The sequence below is a fragment of the Methylocystis sp. genome (genome assembly GCF_046349115.1).
Taxonomy (GTDB): domain Bacteria; phylum Pseudomonadota; class Alphaproteobacteria; order Rhizobiales; family Beijerinckiaceae; genus Methylocystis.
Map to the genome: position 1 here is coordinate 127,680 of NZ_JAXMCX010000003.1, position 17,261 is coordinate 144,940.

16 protein-coding genes are annotated in these 17,261 nt (G+C 63.2%); 4 read left to right on the forward strand and 12 right to left on the reverse strand.

The window, feature by feature from the left end; translation table 11 throughout:
- Positions 1-26 precede the first annotated feature (26 nt).
- Together U1E20_RS10145 and U1E20_RS10150 are read left to right on the forward strand one after the other, a co-directional pair.
- Positions 27-917 (forward strand): hypothetical protein, encoded by an 891-nt coding sequence (locus U1E20_RS10145; protein ID WP_409980487.1) that lies wholly within the window; start codon positions 27-29, stop codon positions 915-917.
- Between the two features lie 47 nt (positions 918-964).
- Positions 965-1,468, forward strand: a complete 504-nt coding sequence (locus U1E20_RS10150; protein WP_409980488.1) for a TspO/MBR family protein — start codon at positions 965-967, stop codon at positions 1,466-1,468.
- On the opposite strand, the gene U1E20_RS10155 is transcribed toward U1E20_RS10150, so the two are convergent.
- The 3 genes from U1E20_RS10155 to U1E20_RS10165 form a co-directional block, all read right to left on the reverse strand.
- Entirely contained in the window at positions 1,465-2,664 is a 1,200-nt protein-coding gene (locus tag U1E20_RS10155; protein ID WP_409980489.1) for an alpha/beta hydrolase domain-containing protein, read from the reverse strand. The genes U1E20_RS10150 and U1E20_RS10155 overlap by 4 nt on opposite strands.
- Before the next feature lie 249 nt (positions 2,665-2,913).
- The gene (locus U1E20_RS10160; RefSeq protein WP_409980490.1) at positions 2,914-3,462 is read right to left on the reverse strand and encodes an RBBP9/YdeN family alpha/beta hydrolase; all 549 of its coding nucleotides are present in this window, start codon (positions 3,460-3,462) and stop codon (positions 2,914-2,916) included.
- On the reverse strand, positions 3,462-5,150 hold the full coding sequence (locus tag U1E20_RS10165; protein WP_409980491.1) for a lysine--tRNA ligase: 1,689 nt from the start codon (positions 5,148-5,150) through the stop codon (positions 3,462-3,464). Before U1E20_RS10165 ends, U1E20_RS10160 begins: the two co-directional genes overlap by 1 nt.
- A gap of 313 nt (positions 5,151-5,463) precedes the next feature.
- On the opposite strand from U1E20_RS10165, the gene U1E20_RS10170 reads away from it, so the two are divergent.
- On the forward strand, positions 5,464-5,685 hold the full coding sequence (locus U1E20_RS10170) for a hypothetical protein (RefSeq protein WP_409980492.1): 222 nt from the start codon (positions 5,464-5,466) through the stop codon (positions 5,683-5,685).
- A gap of 371 nt (positions 5,686-6,056) precedes the next feature.
- Positions 6,057-7,364, forward strand: coding sequence for a carbohydrate porin (locus U1E20_RS10175; protein WP_409980493.1), 1,308 nt, complete (start codon positions 6,057-6,059; stop codon positions 7,362-7,364).
- A 99-nt stretch (positions 7,365-7,463) separates the two neighbouring features.
- Here U1E20_RS10175 and U1E20_RS10180 read toward each other — a convergent pair whose 3' ends face one another.
- The 9 genes from U1E20_RS10180 to U1E20_RS10220 all read right to left on the reverse strand — a co-directional run bounded on the left by U1E20_RS10180 (position 7,464) and on the right by U1E20_RS10220 (position 16,264).
- Positions 7,464-7,784, reverse strand: coding sequence for a hypothetical protein (locus tag U1E20_RS10180; RefSeq protein WP_409980494.1), 321 nt, complete (start codon positions 7,782-7,784; stop codon positions 7,464-7,466).
- A 157-nt stretch (positions 7,785-7,941) separates the two neighbouring features.
- Positions 7,942-8,817, reverse strand: coding sequence for an NAD(P)-dependent oxidoreductase (locus U1E20_RS10185; protein WP_409980495.1), 876 nt, complete (start codon positions 8,815-8,817; stop codon positions 7,942-7,944).
- Positions 8,817-9,854, reverse strand: a complete 1,038-nt coding sequence (moaA, locus tag U1E20_RS10190) for a GTP 3',8-cyclase MoaA (protein ID WP_409980496.1) — start codon at positions 9,852-9,854, stop codon at positions 8,817-8,819. Before moaA ends, U1E20_RS10185 begins: the two co-directional genes overlap by 1 nt.
- 126 nt (positions 9,855-9,980) lie before the next feature.
- On the reverse strand, positions 9,981-10,982 hold the full coding sequence (locus U1E20_RS10195; RefSeq protein WP_409980497.1) for a sulfotransferase family protein: 1,002 nt from the start codon (positions 10,980-10,982) through the stop codon (positions 9,981-9,983).
- Positions 10,983-11,026: 44 nt separating this feature from the next.
- Complete coding sequence (gene mbnF, locus U1E20_RS10200) at positions 11,027-12,676, reverse strand: methanobactin biosynthesis FAD monooxygenase MbnF (RefSeq protein ID WP_409980498.1); 1,650 nt, start codon at positions 12,674-12,676, stop codon at positions 11,027-11,029.
- On the reverse strand, positions 12,673-13,974 hold the full coding sequence (gene mbnM / locus U1E20_RS10205) for a methanobactin export MATE transporter MbnM (protein ID WP_409980499.1): 1,302 nt from the start codon (positions 13,972-13,974) through the stop codon (positions 12,673-12,675). Before mbnM ends, mbnF begins: the two co-directional genes overlap by 4 nt.
- The gene (mbnC, locus tag U1E20_RS10210) at positions 13,971-14,546 is read right to left on the reverse strand and encodes a methanobactin biosynthesis protein MbnC (RefSeq protein ID WP_409980500.1); all 576 of its coding nucleotides are present in this window, start codon (positions 14,544-14,546) and stop codon (positions 13,971-13,973) included. The genes mbnM and mbnC overlap by 4 nt, the downstream gene beginning before the upstream one ends.
- On the reverse strand, positions 14,530-15,357 hold the full coding sequence (gene mbnB, locus U1E20_RS10215; RefSeq protein WP_409980501.1) for a methanobactin biosynthesis protein MbnB: 828 nt from the start codon (positions 15,355-15,357) through the stop codon (positions 14,530-14,532). Before mbnB ends, mbnC begins: the two co-directional genes overlap by 17 nt.
- A 79-nt stretch (positions 15,358-15,436) precedes the next feature.
- Positions 15,437-16,264: a methanobactin precursor domain-containing sigma factor gene (locus U1E20_RS10220; RefSeq protein ID WP_409980502.1), complete on the reverse strand. Its 828-nt coding sequence runs from the start codon at positions 16,262-16,264 to the stop codon at positions 15,437-15,439.
- Positions 16,265-17,261: the final 997 nt, after the last annotated feature.

Genomic DNA, 17,261 nt, shown 5'->3' on the forward strand with positions numbered 1-17,261 from the left:
GATCAATCGCACGGGACATCATTCACATGTCGTTTAAGCGTCAGCTTCTCGCCGTTCTGGCGGTCGCCTTCTGCGCGTCTTCGGCGCGAGCCGAAAATGCTCCGTCATGGTGGAAACCGCCGATTTCGGAACGGCCCGCCTCGAAGCGCGCGGTCGACGGCGTCAACGGCAAGCTCGAAGGATTCGGCGGCGGCTCGGATTGGCTCGGCTTCGCGCGCTTAAACAACGCCTCGGCCGGCGGGGCGGCATCGATCGCCGCTCCTGTAGGCGACCGTTTCGGCTTTCAGATCGACACGCTGGCGGCGGCGCATCGTGGGTTCTTCGTCGCCGCTGGCGCCGGCCACGCCTTCTGGCGCGATCCGGGCGTCGGCCTCCTCGGGACCTATGGCTCGATCGCCAACGACAAGCGTCTCGACGACACGCGTTTCCGACTGGGCGCGGAAAGCGCCTATTATTACGGACCCTTTTCTATCGGCAGCGTCGCCGGCTATGAGGAGAGTTCGGGACATTTCTTCACGCCGCTCGGCTATGGGCCGGGGTTTCTCGCCTATCAATGGCAGCCGCGGCGCGGGCGCTTCTTCGACATGGTCGATATCAGCGTCTATCCGACCTACAATGTTAAAATCTCGGTCGGCCATCGCTACGTCGGCGGGCGTCACGCGGCGGCGCTCAGCGGCGAGGCGCTGGTCTGGAATCTCGGCAACTCTGCAATCACCGGCTTCGTCGAAAGCCGCGTCGGCGAGGATGACTACAAGGCCGTCTGGGGCGGCATTCGCATCTATCTCGGCCAGAGCGACAAGACTCTCATCGCCCGGCATCGCGAAGACGACCCGCCGAACTGGCTGAAGGACGACATGTTCGCCTCGCAGAACAGCGTCCGCACCGGCGCGACGCCGGTGTTTTTCCCGACGCCGTAGAACCGGCTTCTGATTCTCCGCGCCGCGACAAGGGCGTGAGGAAGCCCATGAGCGATTCGACGTCTGAACCCGATCGCATGTCGCCGCGCATCGCGGCGCTCGCCGCCGCGGCGCCTGTGCTCGCCGCGGCGCTGCGCGGCAATTTCGCCACGACGCCGAATATCGCGCCCTGGTACGACGCGCTCGTCAAGCCGGCGCTGACCCCGCCGAACTGGCTGTTCGGCCCGGCGTGGACCGCGCTTTACGCCCTGATGGCCTATGCGCTTTACCGCATTCTGCGGCTTGCGCCGACGACCCCAGGGCGGCGCGCGGCGCTTTTTCTCTTTTTCGCGCAGCTCGCATTAAATGCGGCCTGGTCCTTCGCTTTCTTTTCGGCGCGAAGCCCGCTGCTCGGACTCGCCGTCATTCTGCCAATGGAGGCGATTCTCGTCGCGGCGACCGTCCGGTTCCGTCGGCTCGACCGCATCGCCGGATATTCGCTCGCGCCCACCGCCTTCTGGGTCGCTTTCGCGACCTATCTCAACGCCGGAATTTTTGTCCTCAATTCTTAGAACGGCGCCGATCGCGCCGCCGCCACATAGGCGTCGGCGTCCTTTTGCAGCAGCAGCCGCTCCTTGACGAGCTTATCGGCGACAATGCGCATCGTCGCGACGAAATAGGCGCGCGACCCGTAGCGCTCGACGAGCGACGGTCGCGGATCGCCGGCCTTCTCGCGATCCGCCTTCGTCGCGGCGAAGGGAATCGCCGCGCCGGCGACGCAGCGGCGTCCTTTACTGTTCCTTTGCGCATTGAAGCCGCTGAAAGTGGCGATGGGGAGCGCGAGATCGGGGAGCCGCAGGCCGGCGATCTCATTGCCGTCGGCGTCGATTTTCGGAACGCGCCGCTCGCCTTGCGGCGCCGGCGGCAAGGCTGGGACTTTCGGCCATTTCAACGCCTGCGCCGGCGCAAGCTCCGCGTCGAGCGGCGCGCGCGAAGCAGGCGGCGCGACGCCGTTCGCGGTCCATTCGTCGAGCGCGACGAAAAGCGCCCGCTGCGCCGGCGCGGGCGCGCGAACGTTAATCGGCGCGGCGCAATTCGTCGCGGTGGTCGACGAGGCGATTCCGGCGAGATAGAAGCGCCGGCCGTTCGGCGGCGCGCTTTTCGCAAATTCGACGCGGGGCTTCTCGCCCCAATAGGCGTCGGCGACCCAGCTCGCGATGAAGCGCGTCGGCGCCGCCGGCTCGCGCGCGGCGTCCTCAAACAACAGACCGTCGAACGCCGAAGCCGCGCCCGACATCGCTTCGGCGTCTGCCCCCTGCGCGCGGCCGAGGATGCGCTTCATCTTGAGCGCGCCGCGAAGATGGCTGAGGACATCGCGCAAGGCCAGCTCTTTGGCTTTGTCAGGGAGCTTGGCGAGATCAAGCGTCAGCGCGGCGAGTCCGCGCTCGAGCGCCAGCGGCTTCACATTGTCGCCTGGCTGAGTCTCGATCAGAATCGATCTGACGCCCCCGTTTGGCGGCGGCGCCGGCTTCGACAGCGTTCCCGCGATCTCAAATGACTCGCCGTCGAGCTTCACGATCGCGGCAACCGTTTCGTCGGCGCCGTTCGGACGGATCTCGAATTTTAAGAGCTCGGCCTGCGCCGCGCCGGCGAAGGCCAGCGGCGCGAGGAGCGCGGCGCGTCCGATGCGCGCTATGGTTCTTTTCGATGCGGCGAGCGATCTGGCGAAGATCGGCGGGGAATCTTCGCCTTTCCTTATCCGATTCATTCTTCGAGCGTAGCAGAGAAGAGGGATGAAGGTTGGCAAGGAAACATGCGCCGCCCCCGCTCGCATCGTGAATGACGACTTAAACGAAATCCGGTTGATCTGCTCGGCTGTCATTCCAGACGCGCGCAACGCGCGCGTCTGGAATCCAGAGCAAAACCAGCGTTCTTGAATTGGCTCTGGATTCCCGATCAGGCCTTCGGCCTGTCGGGAATGACACAGCCCCAGCGAACCGATCAGGCGGAATTCGTATTACAGCCTCGCCATGAAATTCGCGAAGGCGAGCGAGCCTTCCGGCCATGGCCCATGGCCGCTGTCGACATTGATGTGGCCGCTCGCGCCGGCGTCGATGAACTCGGCGCCGATATCGCGCGCGAGATGACGGGCGAAGAGCAGATCGGCATAAGGATCGTCGCTGCTGCCGACCATCGCCGTCGGAAAGGGAAGAAGCGCGCGGGGAACCGGCAGAAAGGCGGAATCGACCGCCGGCAATTCGCGGATCGTCGCCTCGGAAGGCGGCGCGACGAGAAAGGCGCCGGCGATCCTCTCGCCGATTCGTTGCGCCGCATGTAGCGTCGCGACGACGCCGAGCGAATGCGCGATGATCACCACGGGCCGGGCGCTTGCGAGAACCTCTCGCGCAATCGTCTCTTCCCATTCGGCGCGCATCGGCTTCTCGAAATCGCGTTGCGTCACGCGCCGCGCCGTCGAGAGCTTCGCCTGCCAACGCGTCTGCCAATGATCGGGGCCTGAATCGCTCCAGCCCGGAACGATCAGGATGTCGGCGTCGGCTGCGCGCATCAGGCGGTTTCGCGCGCGACAAAGGCGCCCGCGAGCGCATCCTCGATCAGTCTGCGCGTCTCGGCGACGCCGTAAAGCGCAATGAAGGAGCCAAAGCGCGGCCCCTTCTTCTCGCCGAGCAGCACTTCATAGAGCATGTTGAAGAAATCATTGGAGACGCCGGGACGCTCCGGCGTCGCGCCCTTGGCGGCGAAGTCCTGATAGCGCGGCACGGCGCGGGCGACGTCGTAAAGCGCCGTCTGAATCTCTTCCGCGCTGGCGCCGGCGGCGAGCGCGCCCAGAGTCGCGTCGATCTTTTGCAGCACCTCGCGCTCGACATCGTCGGCGGCGCGGTAGCTCTTCGCCGGCTTCACGAAATCGCGGAAATAGGCCACGGCATAGCCGACGAGCCTGTCGAGACGCGGACGATTGTCCGGCGTCACCGAGGGCGCATAGCGGCGCAGGAAGCCCCAAAGCACCGCAGGGTCTTCGGCGTTGGCGACGGCGGCGAGATTGAGCAGCATCGAGAAGGAGACGCTAGTTCCCTTCGCCTCGCCCGTGTGTACGAGTATTTCCGCTGCCGGCGGATCGCCGGCGTGGATATGCCAGACCGGATTGCCGAGACGGTTTTTCCAGTCCTGGCGCGGATAGGCCTCGAGAAAATTCAGATAGTCGTCGACGGCGCGCGGGATCACGTCGAAATAGAGCCGCTTCGCCGCCGTCGGCTTTTGAAACATGAATTGCGCCAGACTCTCGGGGCTGGCGTAGGTCAGCCATTCCTCGATCGTCAGGCCATTGCCCTTCGACTTCGAAATCTTCTGGCCCTTATCGTCGAGGAAGAGTTCGTAGTTGAACCCTTCCGGCGCCCGTCCGCCGAGCGCGCGCACGATCGCGCCGGAGAGCTTCACCGAGTCGATCAGGTCCTTCCCGGCCATCTCGTAATCGACATTGAGCGCATACCAGCGCATCGCCCAGTCGGGCTTCCATTGCAGCTTGCAATGGCCGCCGGTGACGGGCGTGATGAATTTTTCGCCAGTCTCCGGATCGGTCCAGGAGATCGTTCCGGCTTCCGCGTCGTAAGAATCGAGCGGGACCTGCATGACGATGCCGGTCTTGGGATGTACCGGTAGAAACGGCGAATAGGTCGCGGCCCGCTCCTCGCGAAAGCTCGGCAGCATGATTTTCATCACCGAATCGTAGCGCGCGAGCATGTGCTTCAACGCCGCGTCGAAGCGCCCGCTTTTGTAATATTCCGTCGACGAGGCGAACTCATAGTCGAAGCCGAAGGCGTCGAGAAAGGCGCGCAGCCGAGCGTTATTATGGGCGCCGAAACTATCATGCGTGCCGAAAGGGTCCGGCACCTGGGTTAAGGGCTTGCCGAGATTGGCGGCGACCAGCTCCTTGTTCGGAATATTGTCGGGGACCTTGCGCAGCCCGTCCATGTCGTCAGAAAAAGCGAGAAGCCGCGTCGCGATCTTGCCTTCGGTGATGACCTCGAAGGCGCGGCGCACCATGCTGGTGCGGGCGACTTCGCCGAAAGTGCCGATATGCGGCAGGCCGGAGGGACCGTAGCCGGTCTCGAACAGAACGCTCTTCTGACCGCTCGCCTCGACCCGCTTAACCAGCTTTCGCGCCTCCTCGAACGGCCAGGCGGGTGAAACCCGCGCGGCGTCGACGAGTTCGGGCGACAGGAAAAGCTGTGCGGACATGGGGTAAGCTGGCCGATCTGGAAAGAGGAGCGCGGCACAGTAGGGAGAGGGGCTTAGCGCGTCAACGAGGAAGCCGGCTGGGGAGCGGGTCGATCTGAATTCCGCAAAGCCCCATGATCGGAGCTATGTTCAGGTTCCACGATGGGCGTTATGCGACGGAACGCCATCCGTGTTACATCACTCAGACGGATGTGAAAAAGGCCTTAGCTGAACTTTATGGCCTTCAGGGGTTCATTGAACTCAGTCTCACCCTGGAGCAGGCGACACATCGGTCAACGCCCGCATCGTGGATTTGTAGACAGGGAGAGGCAGAATGAAATTCTCGATCGCCGCCGCCTCGACGGCTGTCGCCGCGATCGCGCTGGTTCTCTCAGGAGCGGCCCCCGCCGCCGCCAAGGCTACGACCGTTAGCCGCCAAAAGGCAGGCGCCAAACTGGATTGCACCAGCCTGCCCGACTGTCGGCAAGTAATGCGTGGCGCAAAAAAAAGATTGCCCCCAACGCCGCCCGAAAAATCACAGTCTATCGAGAAATAAGTGTCGAAGCGTAGCTGAAGACGCACCCCCGAAGCTGCCTATCGAAAAGGGTCGTTTTTGAGAGGCGCGCGTGAGGCGTAAGGCGAGTCCATCAAAGATTGTGCCCTTGAGAAATGGACCAAGCCGGGTCGCAACCTAAAATTCAAATTGGCCAGCCGCCGCCGGCCGAGGTCCGCCGGCCGGCCCGGATGCGCGACCGCCTGGGCCATTTCGAACGAGAAAAGCTCGCGACTGTTGCGCGCCGTCAATAGACAAGGGCGGCGACGCCGATAAGCTCACATGCGCATTTGATTCACGATTCATACTCGCGGGGCCGAAGCGAGATGTGGCGATGGAGAGGATCGAGCGGGCCGGCCGCGCCAAAAGGGCGAGTGAGCTGGCGCAACTTGATCGCCGCGGCGGGCGCCTGCGCCGCCTTCATCCTTGTCGTGACGATGGGCGCGCCAGCCCTGGCCGAAGACGCCCTCGTCTCCCTCGCCAAGCAGAAGTCGCTGACCGACACGCCGGACGGCCCCAAGGAGCAGCTGCGCAAGTTCGGGATCGACGTCGACGTCTGGATCACCCAGTTCGAGCAGGGCATCACCGCCGGCGCGATCGATCGGACCGCGCGCTACGGCGGCGTCATGGACACGTTTCTGCGCGTCGACGGCGAGAAGCTCGGCTTCTGGAAGGGCCTCAAATTCAACGCCCAATATGAGCATTACTTCGGCCGCAACATAAACCGGCAAGACCTTGCGCTGCTGCCGGTCAATGTCGCTCAGGCGTTTATCGAGCGCGACGGCTATCACTCGGCCCTGTCGATGACGCTCACGCAGGAATTCAGCGAACAGTTCTCGGTCACGATCGGCAAATTCAACATGCTGACGCTCGCGGCGCAGACGCCGCTGGTCGGCGGCGGCGGCATCGAGACCTTCATGAACCGCTCCTTCGCCCTGCCCTCGACCGGCATTGGCGTCAGTTCGCCCGAGAGCGTCGCCGACCGGCTGATCGTCGCCCCGCCCTATCTTCTGGGCGGCGTCGCCGCGCTCAAGACCAAATTATTCGATCTCAAACTGATGGTCGCCGACCCGCGCAATGCTCTGCAGCCCCGCGTCATCCAACGGCCGTTCGAGCGCGGAATCGGCGCCGGCCTGATGCTGACCGTGCCGGTCGAGATCGGCGGACTGAACGGCTTCCATAATTTTCGCGTCGCCTACAGCAACGCCAGGGGCTTCGACCTAGAAGATGTCGGCGAGACCACGAGGATCGCTCAGCTGAGGGGAATCACCAAGAAGGGCTACCGCTTCGTTTCCTACGCCATCCAGCAATATCTGATGCAGAGCGCCGACGACCCCAAAGTCGGCTGGGGCGTGTTTTCGCTCGCGACCCTCTCTGACGGCAATCCCAATCCGGTCAGGTGGAGCGTCGTCGCGGGTCTTGCGGGCAATAATCTGATGACGGGACGCGAAGATGATCGCTGGGGCGTCGGCTACTATCATTATCGACTGAGTTCGCTGCTGCTCTCCGGACTGGAGGCGCGGCGAATTAACCGCCGCAGCGAGAGCGGCGTCGAGGCCTTCTATAATTTCGCGGTGACCCGATGGTTTCGTCTTTCAGGCGACGTCCAGATCATCGATCCGTGGAATCCGGTGAGAACGCGCGCCAGCTATCTCGGCCTGCGCCTGCAGACGAAATTTTAGGAAAAGGACGCGGCCAAACAAAAAGGCGAAGCGTCCGTTTCCGAACGACCTCGCCCAAGGATTGCCCTCTGGCCTAATCCGGGAGCGCGACCTGCAGCGTCAATTCGCGCAGGAGACGCTACGCATGTAACGGACGCGACCACTCTCGTCAGCCTTCGGCGTGATGACGAGCGTGCAATCTTCATCCTCCGCGCCATAGGCGCGCCCCACTCGGATCGCCGCTCCGCGCGCCAGCGGACGCAGGCCAACGTCGTTAAGGCTCACGGCGGCTTGGACGCCAGTGGCGACGGGTCGGCTCTTCGGTTCGGACGTCGCCGAGGGCGCAGCCGCGACAGCAGCGACCGCGCAAATGGCGACGGTGAATCCGAGAACGATCCTTGACGTACGGCTTGCGAAAGGGCTTTCGCGCGAAACGGCCATTTAGGGCTCCCCACAGGGTGACCGGGAATTCAACCGCGGATCGCTACGCGAACAATGCGACCCCGGACGTTTCCTCTTTTTGCCGGGGAAAAACGCCGCACCCTGAGAATGGTTCCGCCGTAGTCACGAAATTTTAAGAATTCGCCTTAAATCCGCCTCATCGTTCAAGCCGCGCGATGAGGCTCGACGTGTCCCAGCGCCGTCCGCCCATCTTTTCGACCTCGGCGTAAAACTGGTCGACGAGCGCCGCGACGGGCAGGCGCGCGCCATTGCGCCGCGCCTCAGCGAGGCAGATCGCCAAATCCTTGCGCATCCATTCGACCGCGAAGCCGAAGTCGAATTCGCCAGCAATCATTGTTTTGGTTCTGTTTTCCATCTGCCACGACTGCGCCGCGCCATTCTTCAAGAGATCGATGACGTTTTCGGCGTCGAGGCCGGCGGCGCCGGCGAAATGCAGCGCCTCGGCGAGACTCTGAACGAGACCGGCGATGGCGATCTGATTGACCATTTTGGTGAGCTGGCCGGCGCCGGGCGGCCCCATCAGCCGGCACGCCCGCGCGTAGCAGGCGATCACCGGCTCGGCCATGGCGAAGACGGCGGGGTCGCCGCCGCACATGACGGTCAGCGCGCCTTTTTCTGCGCCGGCCTGGCCGCCGGAAATCGGCGCGTCGATGAAGCCGAACCCGCGCCCGGCCGCCGCCGCGTGGAGTTCGCGCGCGACTTCAGCTGACGCCGTCGTATGGTCGATAAAGATCGCGCCTGCCGACATGCCGGCGAAAGCGCCCTCGGCGCCGATCGTCACCGCGCGCAGATCGTCGTCATTGCCGACGCAACAAAAGACGAAATCAGCGCCCGCCGCCGCCTCGCCCGGAGTCGAAAACCGCTCAGCGCTGGCGTAGTCGGCGACGAATTTTTCGGCCTTGGCGTCGCTGCGATTATAGACCCGCACCCTATGGCCGGCGCGACGAAGATGGCCGGCCATGGGATAGCCCATGACCCCAAGGCCGAGGAAAGCGACCGACGCAGATTCCATCAGCCGCCCGTCGTGCTCATATGGCGGGGGACGGCGGCGGCCGGCGCCGCGCGGTCGATGACAAAGTCGTGGCCCTTGGGCTTGCGCAGGATCGCGGTCTCGATCGCCTCATGCAACAGCGCATCGTCGAGGCTTTCGCGCAGCGGCGCGCGCAAATCGGCGGCGTCCTCCTGGCCGAGGCACATATAAAGCGTCCCGGTGCAGGTGACGCGGACGCGGTTGCAGCTCTCGCAGAAATTATGAGTGAGCGGCGTGATGAAGCCGATCCGCCCGCCGGTCTCTCTCGCGCGCATATAGCGCGCCGGGCCGCCGGTGCGGAAGTCGATCTCGTCGAGCGTGAAGGCTTGGCTCAGCCGCTCTCGCACGTCGTGCATCGGCAAATATTGATCGGCGCGCTGCGGCCCGTCGAGTTCGCCGAGCGGCATCACTTCGATGAAAGTCATGTCCATCCCGCTCTCATGCGCGAAACGCACGAGCGGGACGAATTCGTCCTCGTTAACGCCCTTCAGCGCCACGGCGTTGAGCTTCACCTTCAACCCGGCGGCGCGGGCGGCGGCGATCCCCGCCAGCACCTGCTCATGGGCGCCGGTGCGCGTCAGCGCCCTGAATCGGTCGGGATCGAGCGTGTCGAGCGAGACATTGACCCGCTTGACGCCGCAGTCGGCGAGTTCGCCGGCGAAGCGCGACAGCTGCGAGCCATTGGTGGTGAGCGTCAGCTCCTCCAGCGCGCCGGACCCGAGATGGCGCGACAGGGCGCGAAACAGCTTCATCACATCATGGCGCACCAGCGGCTCGCCGCCGGTGATGCGCAGCCTTTTCGTCCCGCGCGCGACAAAGGCGGAGCAGAGCCGATCGAGTTCCTCGAGCGTGAGCAGGTCGCGCCGCGGCAGGAACTGCATATGTTCCGACATGCAATAGACGCAGCGGAAATCGCATCGGTCGGTGACGGAGACGCGCAGATAGGAGATCGTCCGCCCGAAGGGGTCGACAAGCGGCGCCGGCGCGGCGACCGCGGGCATCCTGGCGTGGGCGTTCATCCTCTCCTCGAACCGGCGGAAGTTTCGGGCTCTTCCATATATTGCCGGAACGCCGGCGCGTGAAGCCCGCGCGCCGCCCCGCCGCCGGCCCCGGATCATGATCGGGGTCCGCCGGGCGCCTCTCGATCAGGCGCCCCAGCCGAAATCCTTGTCGAGGAGGGCGTAGAGTTCTTCATTATAGGGCCGGAAAAACGCGGCCAATTCCTCCCGGGCGCCGTCGTCGAGCGCGCCGGAAGGGCCGCGATTGCGCTCTTCGATAAGCAGCGGCTCGACCTGAGGCAGGCCGAGGAAGGCGTAAATCCGCTTCGCTGTCGACTGCGGGTCTGAGAAAAATTCCGCCGCATCGACGATGAAAACGCGGTCCCTGCCGAATTGCTCGAAGAGCAGACGCATGAAGGGGGTGTAGATGCTGTGACGCAAATAGCCGGCGCGCGCGCCGGAGAAGGCGTGCGGCTCCATCCCGCCGCCGCGTATCGTCGCTTTTTCGGCCGCAAGGAAGGTTTCGAAATCAGGAAAGCCCTTCCAATGCGGATCTTTCCCCCTGCGGCTCATGAAGCGCGTCCAATCCCACCGCCAGTGTGAAAAGGCGCGCTCGATCGGATCGCGCAGAACGCAGACGATGCGGATATTGGGAAACATCGACTTCGCCAGGAATATCCAAAGCGGATTAGGCATCACCGGCGTGCAATAGCCGGTGACGGCGCCGCCGAATCGCTGCTCCGCCGCCCGTTGCGCGGCGAGCGTGGGAAAATGCGCCATCAGTTCGCGCATCGTGTCCGTAAAAGAGATTTCCTTCGACAAGGGCAAGACGACGTGCGGATGCTGAAGAATATAAGAGGAAAGGAACGACGTGCCTGAGCGCACCGCGCCGATCGACGCAAAAGACGGCTCCATGCGTTGAGCCGAGTTCAGCATCCGCGCCCTCACCCGCCATTTCGGCGGATTGAAAAAGTAATAGCGTCTGAATTGGTGCGCGACCTCCAAGGGCAGATTTCGCCATGCTCCGGCGGCGTTGGTTCGCCGCCGAAAGTCCTGATAGGGACGGTGAAGCGTCTCGAGTCGCTTCGGATCGACGGCGAGATGGTTGGATGCGCCGTTCACCGGCATGTCGGGCGCGAGAACGTTCATGCGTCAAGCTCCAATCGGGCGGACGCCCCCAGCAGCCACCGGCTTCATGCCGACGCTCCCGCGAAAGCCGCCGCGCGACACGCCGAGTCCTCGGCGATCTTTTCGCCTCTGGCGCGCGCGAAACTCGCTTGCAGCGTCGCGAGCGCATCGGGGCTTGCGCCTCGCGAACGCCAGCAAATGAATCCGTCGGGGCGCACGAGCAGCGCGCCTTCCGGCGAAACGCCGAGACGCGGCAGAAAAAGCCCTTCCGGATCGTCGACGTCGAAGCCCAGGCGGCAGACGCCAAGCGGGACGCCCGAACGAAGGCCGACGCGCGCCGCCGCATCGATCCAGTCGCCGCCGTCCGGGCCGACGAACAGCATGAAGTCGCGTCCGATCAGATCATGAGAGGAGATCGTCGCCTCGCCGCGGCGCAGCCAGACATGCGCGAGACGCGTTCCAGGCGCGCCGGTCGGACGAAGAGGATCCTCGACCATCGCGCAATCGTCGGCGTCGTCGGCGACGATCGCATTGGAGCGATATCGGTAGCCCATCGCGGTTTCGAGAAGTCCGTATTCGTCGTCCCGAATGCGCAAGTCCTGGCGGTCGGGCAGAAGTCGCTCGACGTAATTGGCGATGGCTCGCGCGATCGCGATCCGCGCCACAGGCCTGCGTTCGATCTCATAGGAATCGAGCAGCGCAGCCGCGGCCTGGCCCTTGACGACAAGCGCGAGCTTCCACGCCAGGTCGGCCGCGTCCTGGATCGCCGTCTGTCCGCCGAGCCCGCCCACCGGCGGCGTGATATGCGCGCAATCGCCCGCAAGAAACACCCGGCCGAAGGCCATGCGATCAGCAAGAAGAGCGGCCATCCGCCAGGGACGAATATCGAGAATCTTCACCGCAAGGTCGCAGACGCCAAGCGATTGTCGAACCAGTTCCCGGCATCGTATTTCGTCGAAATCCGACGCCTGATCGCGGGAAGAATCATATTCGATGTTGATCTGGCCGTGGTTGGGTTCGTCGCAGGTGACGAAGGCGCCGCTGAACGCCGCGTTGCGCAAATAATAAAGCGCGAATCCCTCGCTTGGCAGGATCGCGCCGAGATCGGCCTCGAACAGCACCGAGATCGTATCCGCAAGGAAGCCTGGGCCTTCCATCTTCACGCCGCCGGCGTCGCGGATCGTTCCGCCGGCGCCGTCGGCGGCGATCATATAGTCCGCGAGAACCGTGATCTCCTCTCCAGAGGCTTCGTCGCGGATGATCGCTTCGACGCTCTCGTCCAGCTGCGCAAAGCGCGCCAACGCTGTCGAAAACCTGATGTCGGCGCCGTGCTCGCGCGCGAAGCGCAGCAGCGCCGGCTCGACCCGGTCCTGGCCAGCGGTGCATAACTTGCTCGGCGACACGCGCGTCGCATCGAGCGAATTCTTGGTGACGAGCGTCTCGATAGGCGGACTGACCACGGTTTCCGCGATGATAAGCGTTGAGTCATTGGCGCCGGTGCGGCTTGCCGCGAACAACGCATCCTCCAAGCCCTCGACCACCCGCAGAACCTCCATGCTGCGCCGGTTCAGCCCATGCGCTTTCGGCAGCCGCGACGGCGACGCGCGTTTCTCGACGAGAAGACAGGGAACGCCGCGCCAAGCGAGCAGCGTCGCCGCCGACAGGCCGGCATAGCCGGCGCCGACAATGAGAACAGGGACTCGCTCCAGGCTCATTGGACGTGTCCTTTCGAGGACAAGGGGAGACTAGCGGGCTCCTTGGGCGCCAATCGAAGGCCCGGCCAGATCAGGAAAATGGCGAAGACTTCCGGCCAGATCAGAGATTGATAGGCGATCTCCGGACGGTTGACGGATAGTCCAGAAAGAATGAACAGCGGCGCAATGAGCCATTGCGACAGCACGTCGACCGAGGTCAGTTCGGCGAAGGAGCTGCGCGCCAGCGTCAAGCCTCTGACGACGCTGCCGACGAATCGGATGGGCAGCGACAGCGCCAGGCAGGCGACGAAGACCGACCACCAGACTCCATGCTGGCGGTAGAGAGTAGCGCCGATCCAGTCGCGACCGAGCAGCAGCATGATCGCCGCCGTCAGCACGGTTGGCGCGCCGACGCGAACCACCGGCGCGAGCGCTCTTGTCCAGTCGCCGTGAGCTTTCGTCGGAAGGTGGATGGCGAGAAAACGCGTAAGCGTGATCAGCGGACCAAGGATGAACAGCATGAAGGTTTGGGCGGCGGCAAATGAATCGAGGCGCTGACCATTGGCGCCGTTTGGCCAGGGGAGCGAAAACAGCGTCAATGTGAAGAGCATCGCCGCTTGCGGCGAGAGCACCCGCAGGGCTTCCCAGAAGGTTCCGCTCAGAAATGAGCGTATGAAGGCGATTTCCGGGATGCGAATTTTGCGCGCGCCATGTGTTTGCAGCCGGCTCCACAGCCACAGCGACGAGGCCGCCGCAATGACGCAGCCAGCGAGAAAGCAGCCGGCGAAACCCAATCCAAGCGACTCCATGAACAAAACATTGGCCGCCGCCTTCGTCGGAATTTCCGCGAGCTTCCAGGCGAGCACCGAGCCGCCGCGTCCGAGCGCGTGCAACAAGAATCCTTGCGTATTCGACACGACGCGAAAAGGCGCGCCGGCGACGAGCCAAAGGATCGGCGCGCCTGTAAAGGGAGCGGCCGCGGCGTCGCCCATCAGCGCGCCGAGCAGGAACGGATAGGCGAAAAAGCCAAAAACTGCCGTCGCGGCGCCCAGCGCGAGGGCGAGCGCGCTGGTCTTTTCGATCGCGTCGGCCGCCTCGCCATTCTTTTGCGCATGGCCCAGCGCGATGGCGGAGACGGCGGCGCAAGCGATGGTGACTGCGACGTCGAGCAGCGTAATGCGCATCAAAATCGCATAAGCGCCCGATGCGCGACCGCCCAGTCTCGCAACCATCGCGAGATCGATCTGCATGATGAAGGCGGCGGCGGACGTGCTGGCGAACAGGAAGCCGTATCCGCGCCACAGCGGCGCGCCAGTCATCGCGCGAGACCTTGCCACCCCGGAAATATATCGAGATCAAAGGTCGGCAGGGCGAAGTAACCGAATATTTCCGAAGGCGCCGGCAACGGCTGCTCGGGTTCAATCAGCTCGATCTCTCGACCAAGGCGCACGCTGCGGCATTTCCAGCCGATGACGAGATCGGTCGTATCCGCGCAACCGATGACGATTCCACGATCTCTGCCGCGATCGAGAATCGCCCAACGCGCGGCGGACGCCGCCATGATCGAACGCAGATATTTGCCGTCCGCGAGCAGACGCTCCTTAAACGGCGATTGCCGCAGCCAAACATAGACCCACAGATAATAGGACCAGTCGAAGGCGAGCTTCTTCTCTTCCGCCCAGGCCATGAAGGGGCGAAAGATCGACATGCCGTCGGGACCGGAAAGCTCCAGCAGCTCCGGGCAAATGTCGAACAGCGTGTGCCAATAGATGCGCAGGCTCACGTCGATCCGCACGAAGGCCTTGTGGTCCATCGGATATTTTGCGTTCAGCTCCGGCGACATCAACGCGGGGTAGAGATCGCGATCGGTTCGACTAGGCAGAGACAGCAAGGTCGTGACGCCTTTCTTGCGGTTGGCCGAACAGGTTTCGTAACACTGTCAGATCAACGACGATGTCGTCATAGTCGATCTGGTCGTCGCGCTCATAGGTCATGGTCGCGCCGGGCTTATCGAAGACCGAGCGGAAATTGCGAAGGAAGGCGAGCGTGTCCGGCGCCAGCGCCTCGGCGTGGGTGTCGAGCGAGATGAAGGGCTCGATCAAGGACTGCCTGTAGCCGGCGACGTGGAAATGATCGGCTGCGGCGATGACGTTGCGCCAGGCCTCGAACGGCGTTCCGCAATTGCGATTGGAGCAGACCGCATTGGACGCGTCGAACAACACGCCCGCGCCTGTATCCTTCATGAGACGCTCGAAGAAGGCGGGCGCCTCCGCCCCGCCGTCCATGATGGAAGGATAATTCTCGAAATGAATGCGTTGACCGACGATCTCCTGCCATTCGACGACTCGGTCGCGCACAAATTCATATTCCGCGAAATAATCGATTTCGCCCAAATGGAAGAAGGCGCGTCCTTCATGTGAAAAATGCAGAATGTGGTCGGAGACGTAAATCGGATTCAGCGCCTCAATGTAATCTCGAAGCCGGGCGGCGAAGTCGACCAGCGTCGGCCGATCGGCCTCGAGAAATTTCGAATACATAATGTGCAAGCCGATCGGGCAATCGAACGCTTTCGCCAATTCGTCGGGATCGACGCAGAAAAAATTGTCGATGAGAAACTCGCAGTAATCGATGTGGCCTTCGGCGATAAGCCTTTGCACCATGTCATAGGTATCGCCGAGCGTGAAATTGAAGCCAAGCCGCATTTATTTTCGCTTTCGTCTTAACGCGCCGAAGGTCGCTTGCGCCGCCGGCCGGGGACCCGCGGCGCAAGCCGATCGGTCCTTAGCCGTTGACAGCGGAGCAGGTCGACGCGCAGCGGGCGCTGGCGCGGCCAATAACGTTAAGAGTAATGCGCTTGGCGATACGGATGGTCATAGCGGCCTCCTGGTTTGATGTCGTCTGAAAAGTCCAGACGGGCTCCGCGGAACGCGGGACCCGAATGGTATGACGAGCGGCCTCGCAAAAATCGGACAGCCTCGGACGAGAATTTTTTCGAGCCGTCGGGAATTTGATCTCTGTCATATCCCTTGCGGCGGAGCGCGCGGCCGAGCGCGCGCGTGGCGCGACCGTTGTCTTGACGAGCTGCGCGCCGGCGGAACCGTTGGAGCGCGAAATATCGAAAGCGCGATCGAAATGTTCGAGCGCCTGTCCGAGCTTTCGATTGACCGTTCTCAAGGAAACGCCGATTTCCTGCGCGATCTCCGAATGGCTCAAGCCCAGCACTCGGTTCATGAGGAAAATCCGTCGGCAGCAACGCGGCAGCCGCGCGAGGGCCGCCTGAACGTCCGTCGCCAGTCCCAACGCGTCGAGCGCCGAGGCCGCCCGAGTATCTTCGGCGACGGACTGAAACCATGCGCCGTCTCCGGCGACGGCCCGGGCATGCGTCTTTTGCCGTCGAAGCGCGTCGATGGCGAGCGCGCATGTGATTTTCGACACATAGCCGCGCGCATTGGCGACGCGTTCGGCACGGTCGCCTTCGAGCATTTTGAGATAGGCTTCCTGGACCATGTCTTCAGCGTCGTCCGCACCGATCACGCGGCGCGCCCGCGTGATCAGATCGCGGTGATGGCTTCGATACAGTCGGTCGATCGTCTCATGAGATTTATGCATCAGCGCATCCCCTGCCAGCGCGCCGCGAATGAACACGCATCGTTCCGAAACGGCCTCGAGGACCTCGGCGATACGTGGTTTTGTTGGTCTGCGGCGGATCGCCGCCGAAGCGCGTCGCTTCGACTTAGGCAGGAGGCGCGCGCGCTGGCGGCGTTTCCGAATGTTTCGGGGGCGCGAGAATCGTTACCGGAGAAAAAATGACGGTTTGGCTTGTCGAACGGATGAGCCGCGCATCCGGCTCAATGACGGATAAGGCGGGCGCGTGAGAGTCGCAGCACGCGATGCAGTTGGCGCATGAGCCATTGTGCTCGATCGGCGAATAAGGCGTCGCCGGAATTGCGTCGCCCTTGCAGACCGGAGCGGTAAAGGTCGCATGTTGAAAATAGGCGTGCGAGGCGCCGGTCGAAACGACCGCCGCTTGCAGTGCTATCGCCCATAAAAGAATCAGCCGAAAGAGCATGGATGCCGCCAACCATTGCTTACGGTTTGCAGATCATAGGCGTGAAACGTGCGGGCGGCAATACGCAAACGCCTTATGCGCTGCGCACATGGCTTGATGATTGACAAGCGCGCGCCGCATTCTCCGGAAAGTGCGCCGCTTGGCGCCGCATCGTCGATCGCGAGCCGACCGCTCAGACCAAGCGTCGACGTCGCGCGATCGGTCAAGTCGAAGTGTGGCGCAAGCGCAACAAGTCCAATTATTGAATGCGTCCGAAGCCAATCTCGATTGACAAACTGATGGCTCTATAATCAGAATTCGCCATGCGGCAATATAGGCAAATCATACGACGCTTTGTACGTCCCTTTGTGGCGGGCGTCGTTGTTTGTCTGCTGTTCCAACAAGCTTTGGCGCTTGTTTATTCTCAGGCGCGTCACAGCGCCGATGTCGGCGCGTTCATCAGCTCTCCGGTGGCGTTATCGACCGAGCTCTGCACGGAAAAGGGCGGCGGCGGCAAATCTTCGCATGTCCAGCACATGCACTGCCTCGCCTGTTTTC

What these genes read in the sequence shown, in the direction of transcription:
- U1E20_RS10220 (WP_409980502.1), bottom strand. Translation starts at nt 16,264, where the DNA reads ATGCATAAATCTCATGAGACGATCGACCGACTGTATCGAAGCCATCAC.
- U1E20_RS10160 (WP_409980490.1), bottom strand. Translation starts at nt 3,462, where the DNA reads ATGCGCGCAGCCGACGCCGACATCCTGATCGTTCCGGGCTGGAGCGAT.
- U1E20_RS10155 (WP_409980489.1), bottom strand. Translation starts at nt 2,664, where the DNA reads ATGAATCGGATAAGGAAAGGCGAAGATTCCCCGCCGATCTTCGCCAGA.
- moaA (WP_409980496.1), bottom strand. Translation starts at nt 9,854, where the DNA reads ATGAACGCCCACGCCAGGATGCCCGCGGTCGCCGCGCCGGCGCCGCTT.
- U1E20_RS10185 (WP_409980495.1), bottom strand. Translation starts at nt 8,817, where the DNA reads ATGGAATCTGCGTCGGTCGCTTTCCTCGGCCTTGGGGTCATGGGCTAT.
- U1E20_RS10150 (WP_409980488.1), top strand. Translation starts at nt 965, where the DNA reads ATGAGCGATTCGACGTCTGAACCCGATCGCATGTCGCCGCGCATCGCG.
- U1E20_RS10170 (WP_409980492.1), top strand. Translation starts at nt 5,464, where the DNA reads ATGAAATTCTCGATCGCCGCCGCCTCGACGGCTGTCGCCGCGATCGCG.
- U1E20_RS10165 (WP_409980491.1), bottom strand. Translation starts at nt 5,150, where the DNA reads ATGTCCGCACAGCTTTTCCTGTCGCCCGAACTCGTCGACGCCGCGCGG.
- mbnB (WP_409980501.1), bottom strand. Translation starts at nt 15,357, where the DNA reads ATGCGGCTTGGCTTCAATTTCACGCTCGGCGATACCTATGACATGGTG.
- U1E20_RS10180 (WP_409980494.1), bottom strand. Translation starts at nt 7,784, where the DNA reads ATGGCCGTTTCGCGCGAAAGCCCTTTCGCAAGCCGTACGTCAAGGATC.
- U1E20_RS10195 (WP_409980497.1), bottom strand. Translation starts at nt 10,982, where the DNA reads ATGAACGTTCTCGCGCCCGACATGCCGGTGAACGGCGCATCCAACCAT.
- mbnF (WP_409980498.1), bottom strand. Translation starts at nt 12,676, where the DNA reads ATGAGCCTGGAGCGAGTCCCTGTTCTCATTGTCGGCGCCGGCTATGCC.
- U1E20_RS10145 (WP_409980487.1), top strand. Translation starts at nt 27, where the DNA reads ATGTCGTTTAAGCGTCAGCTTCTCGCCGTTCTGGCGGTCGCCTTCTGC.
- mbnM (WP_409980499.1), bottom strand. Translation starts at nt 13,974, where the DNA reads ATGACTGGCGCGCCGCTGTGGCGCGGATACGGCTTCCTGTTCGCCAGC.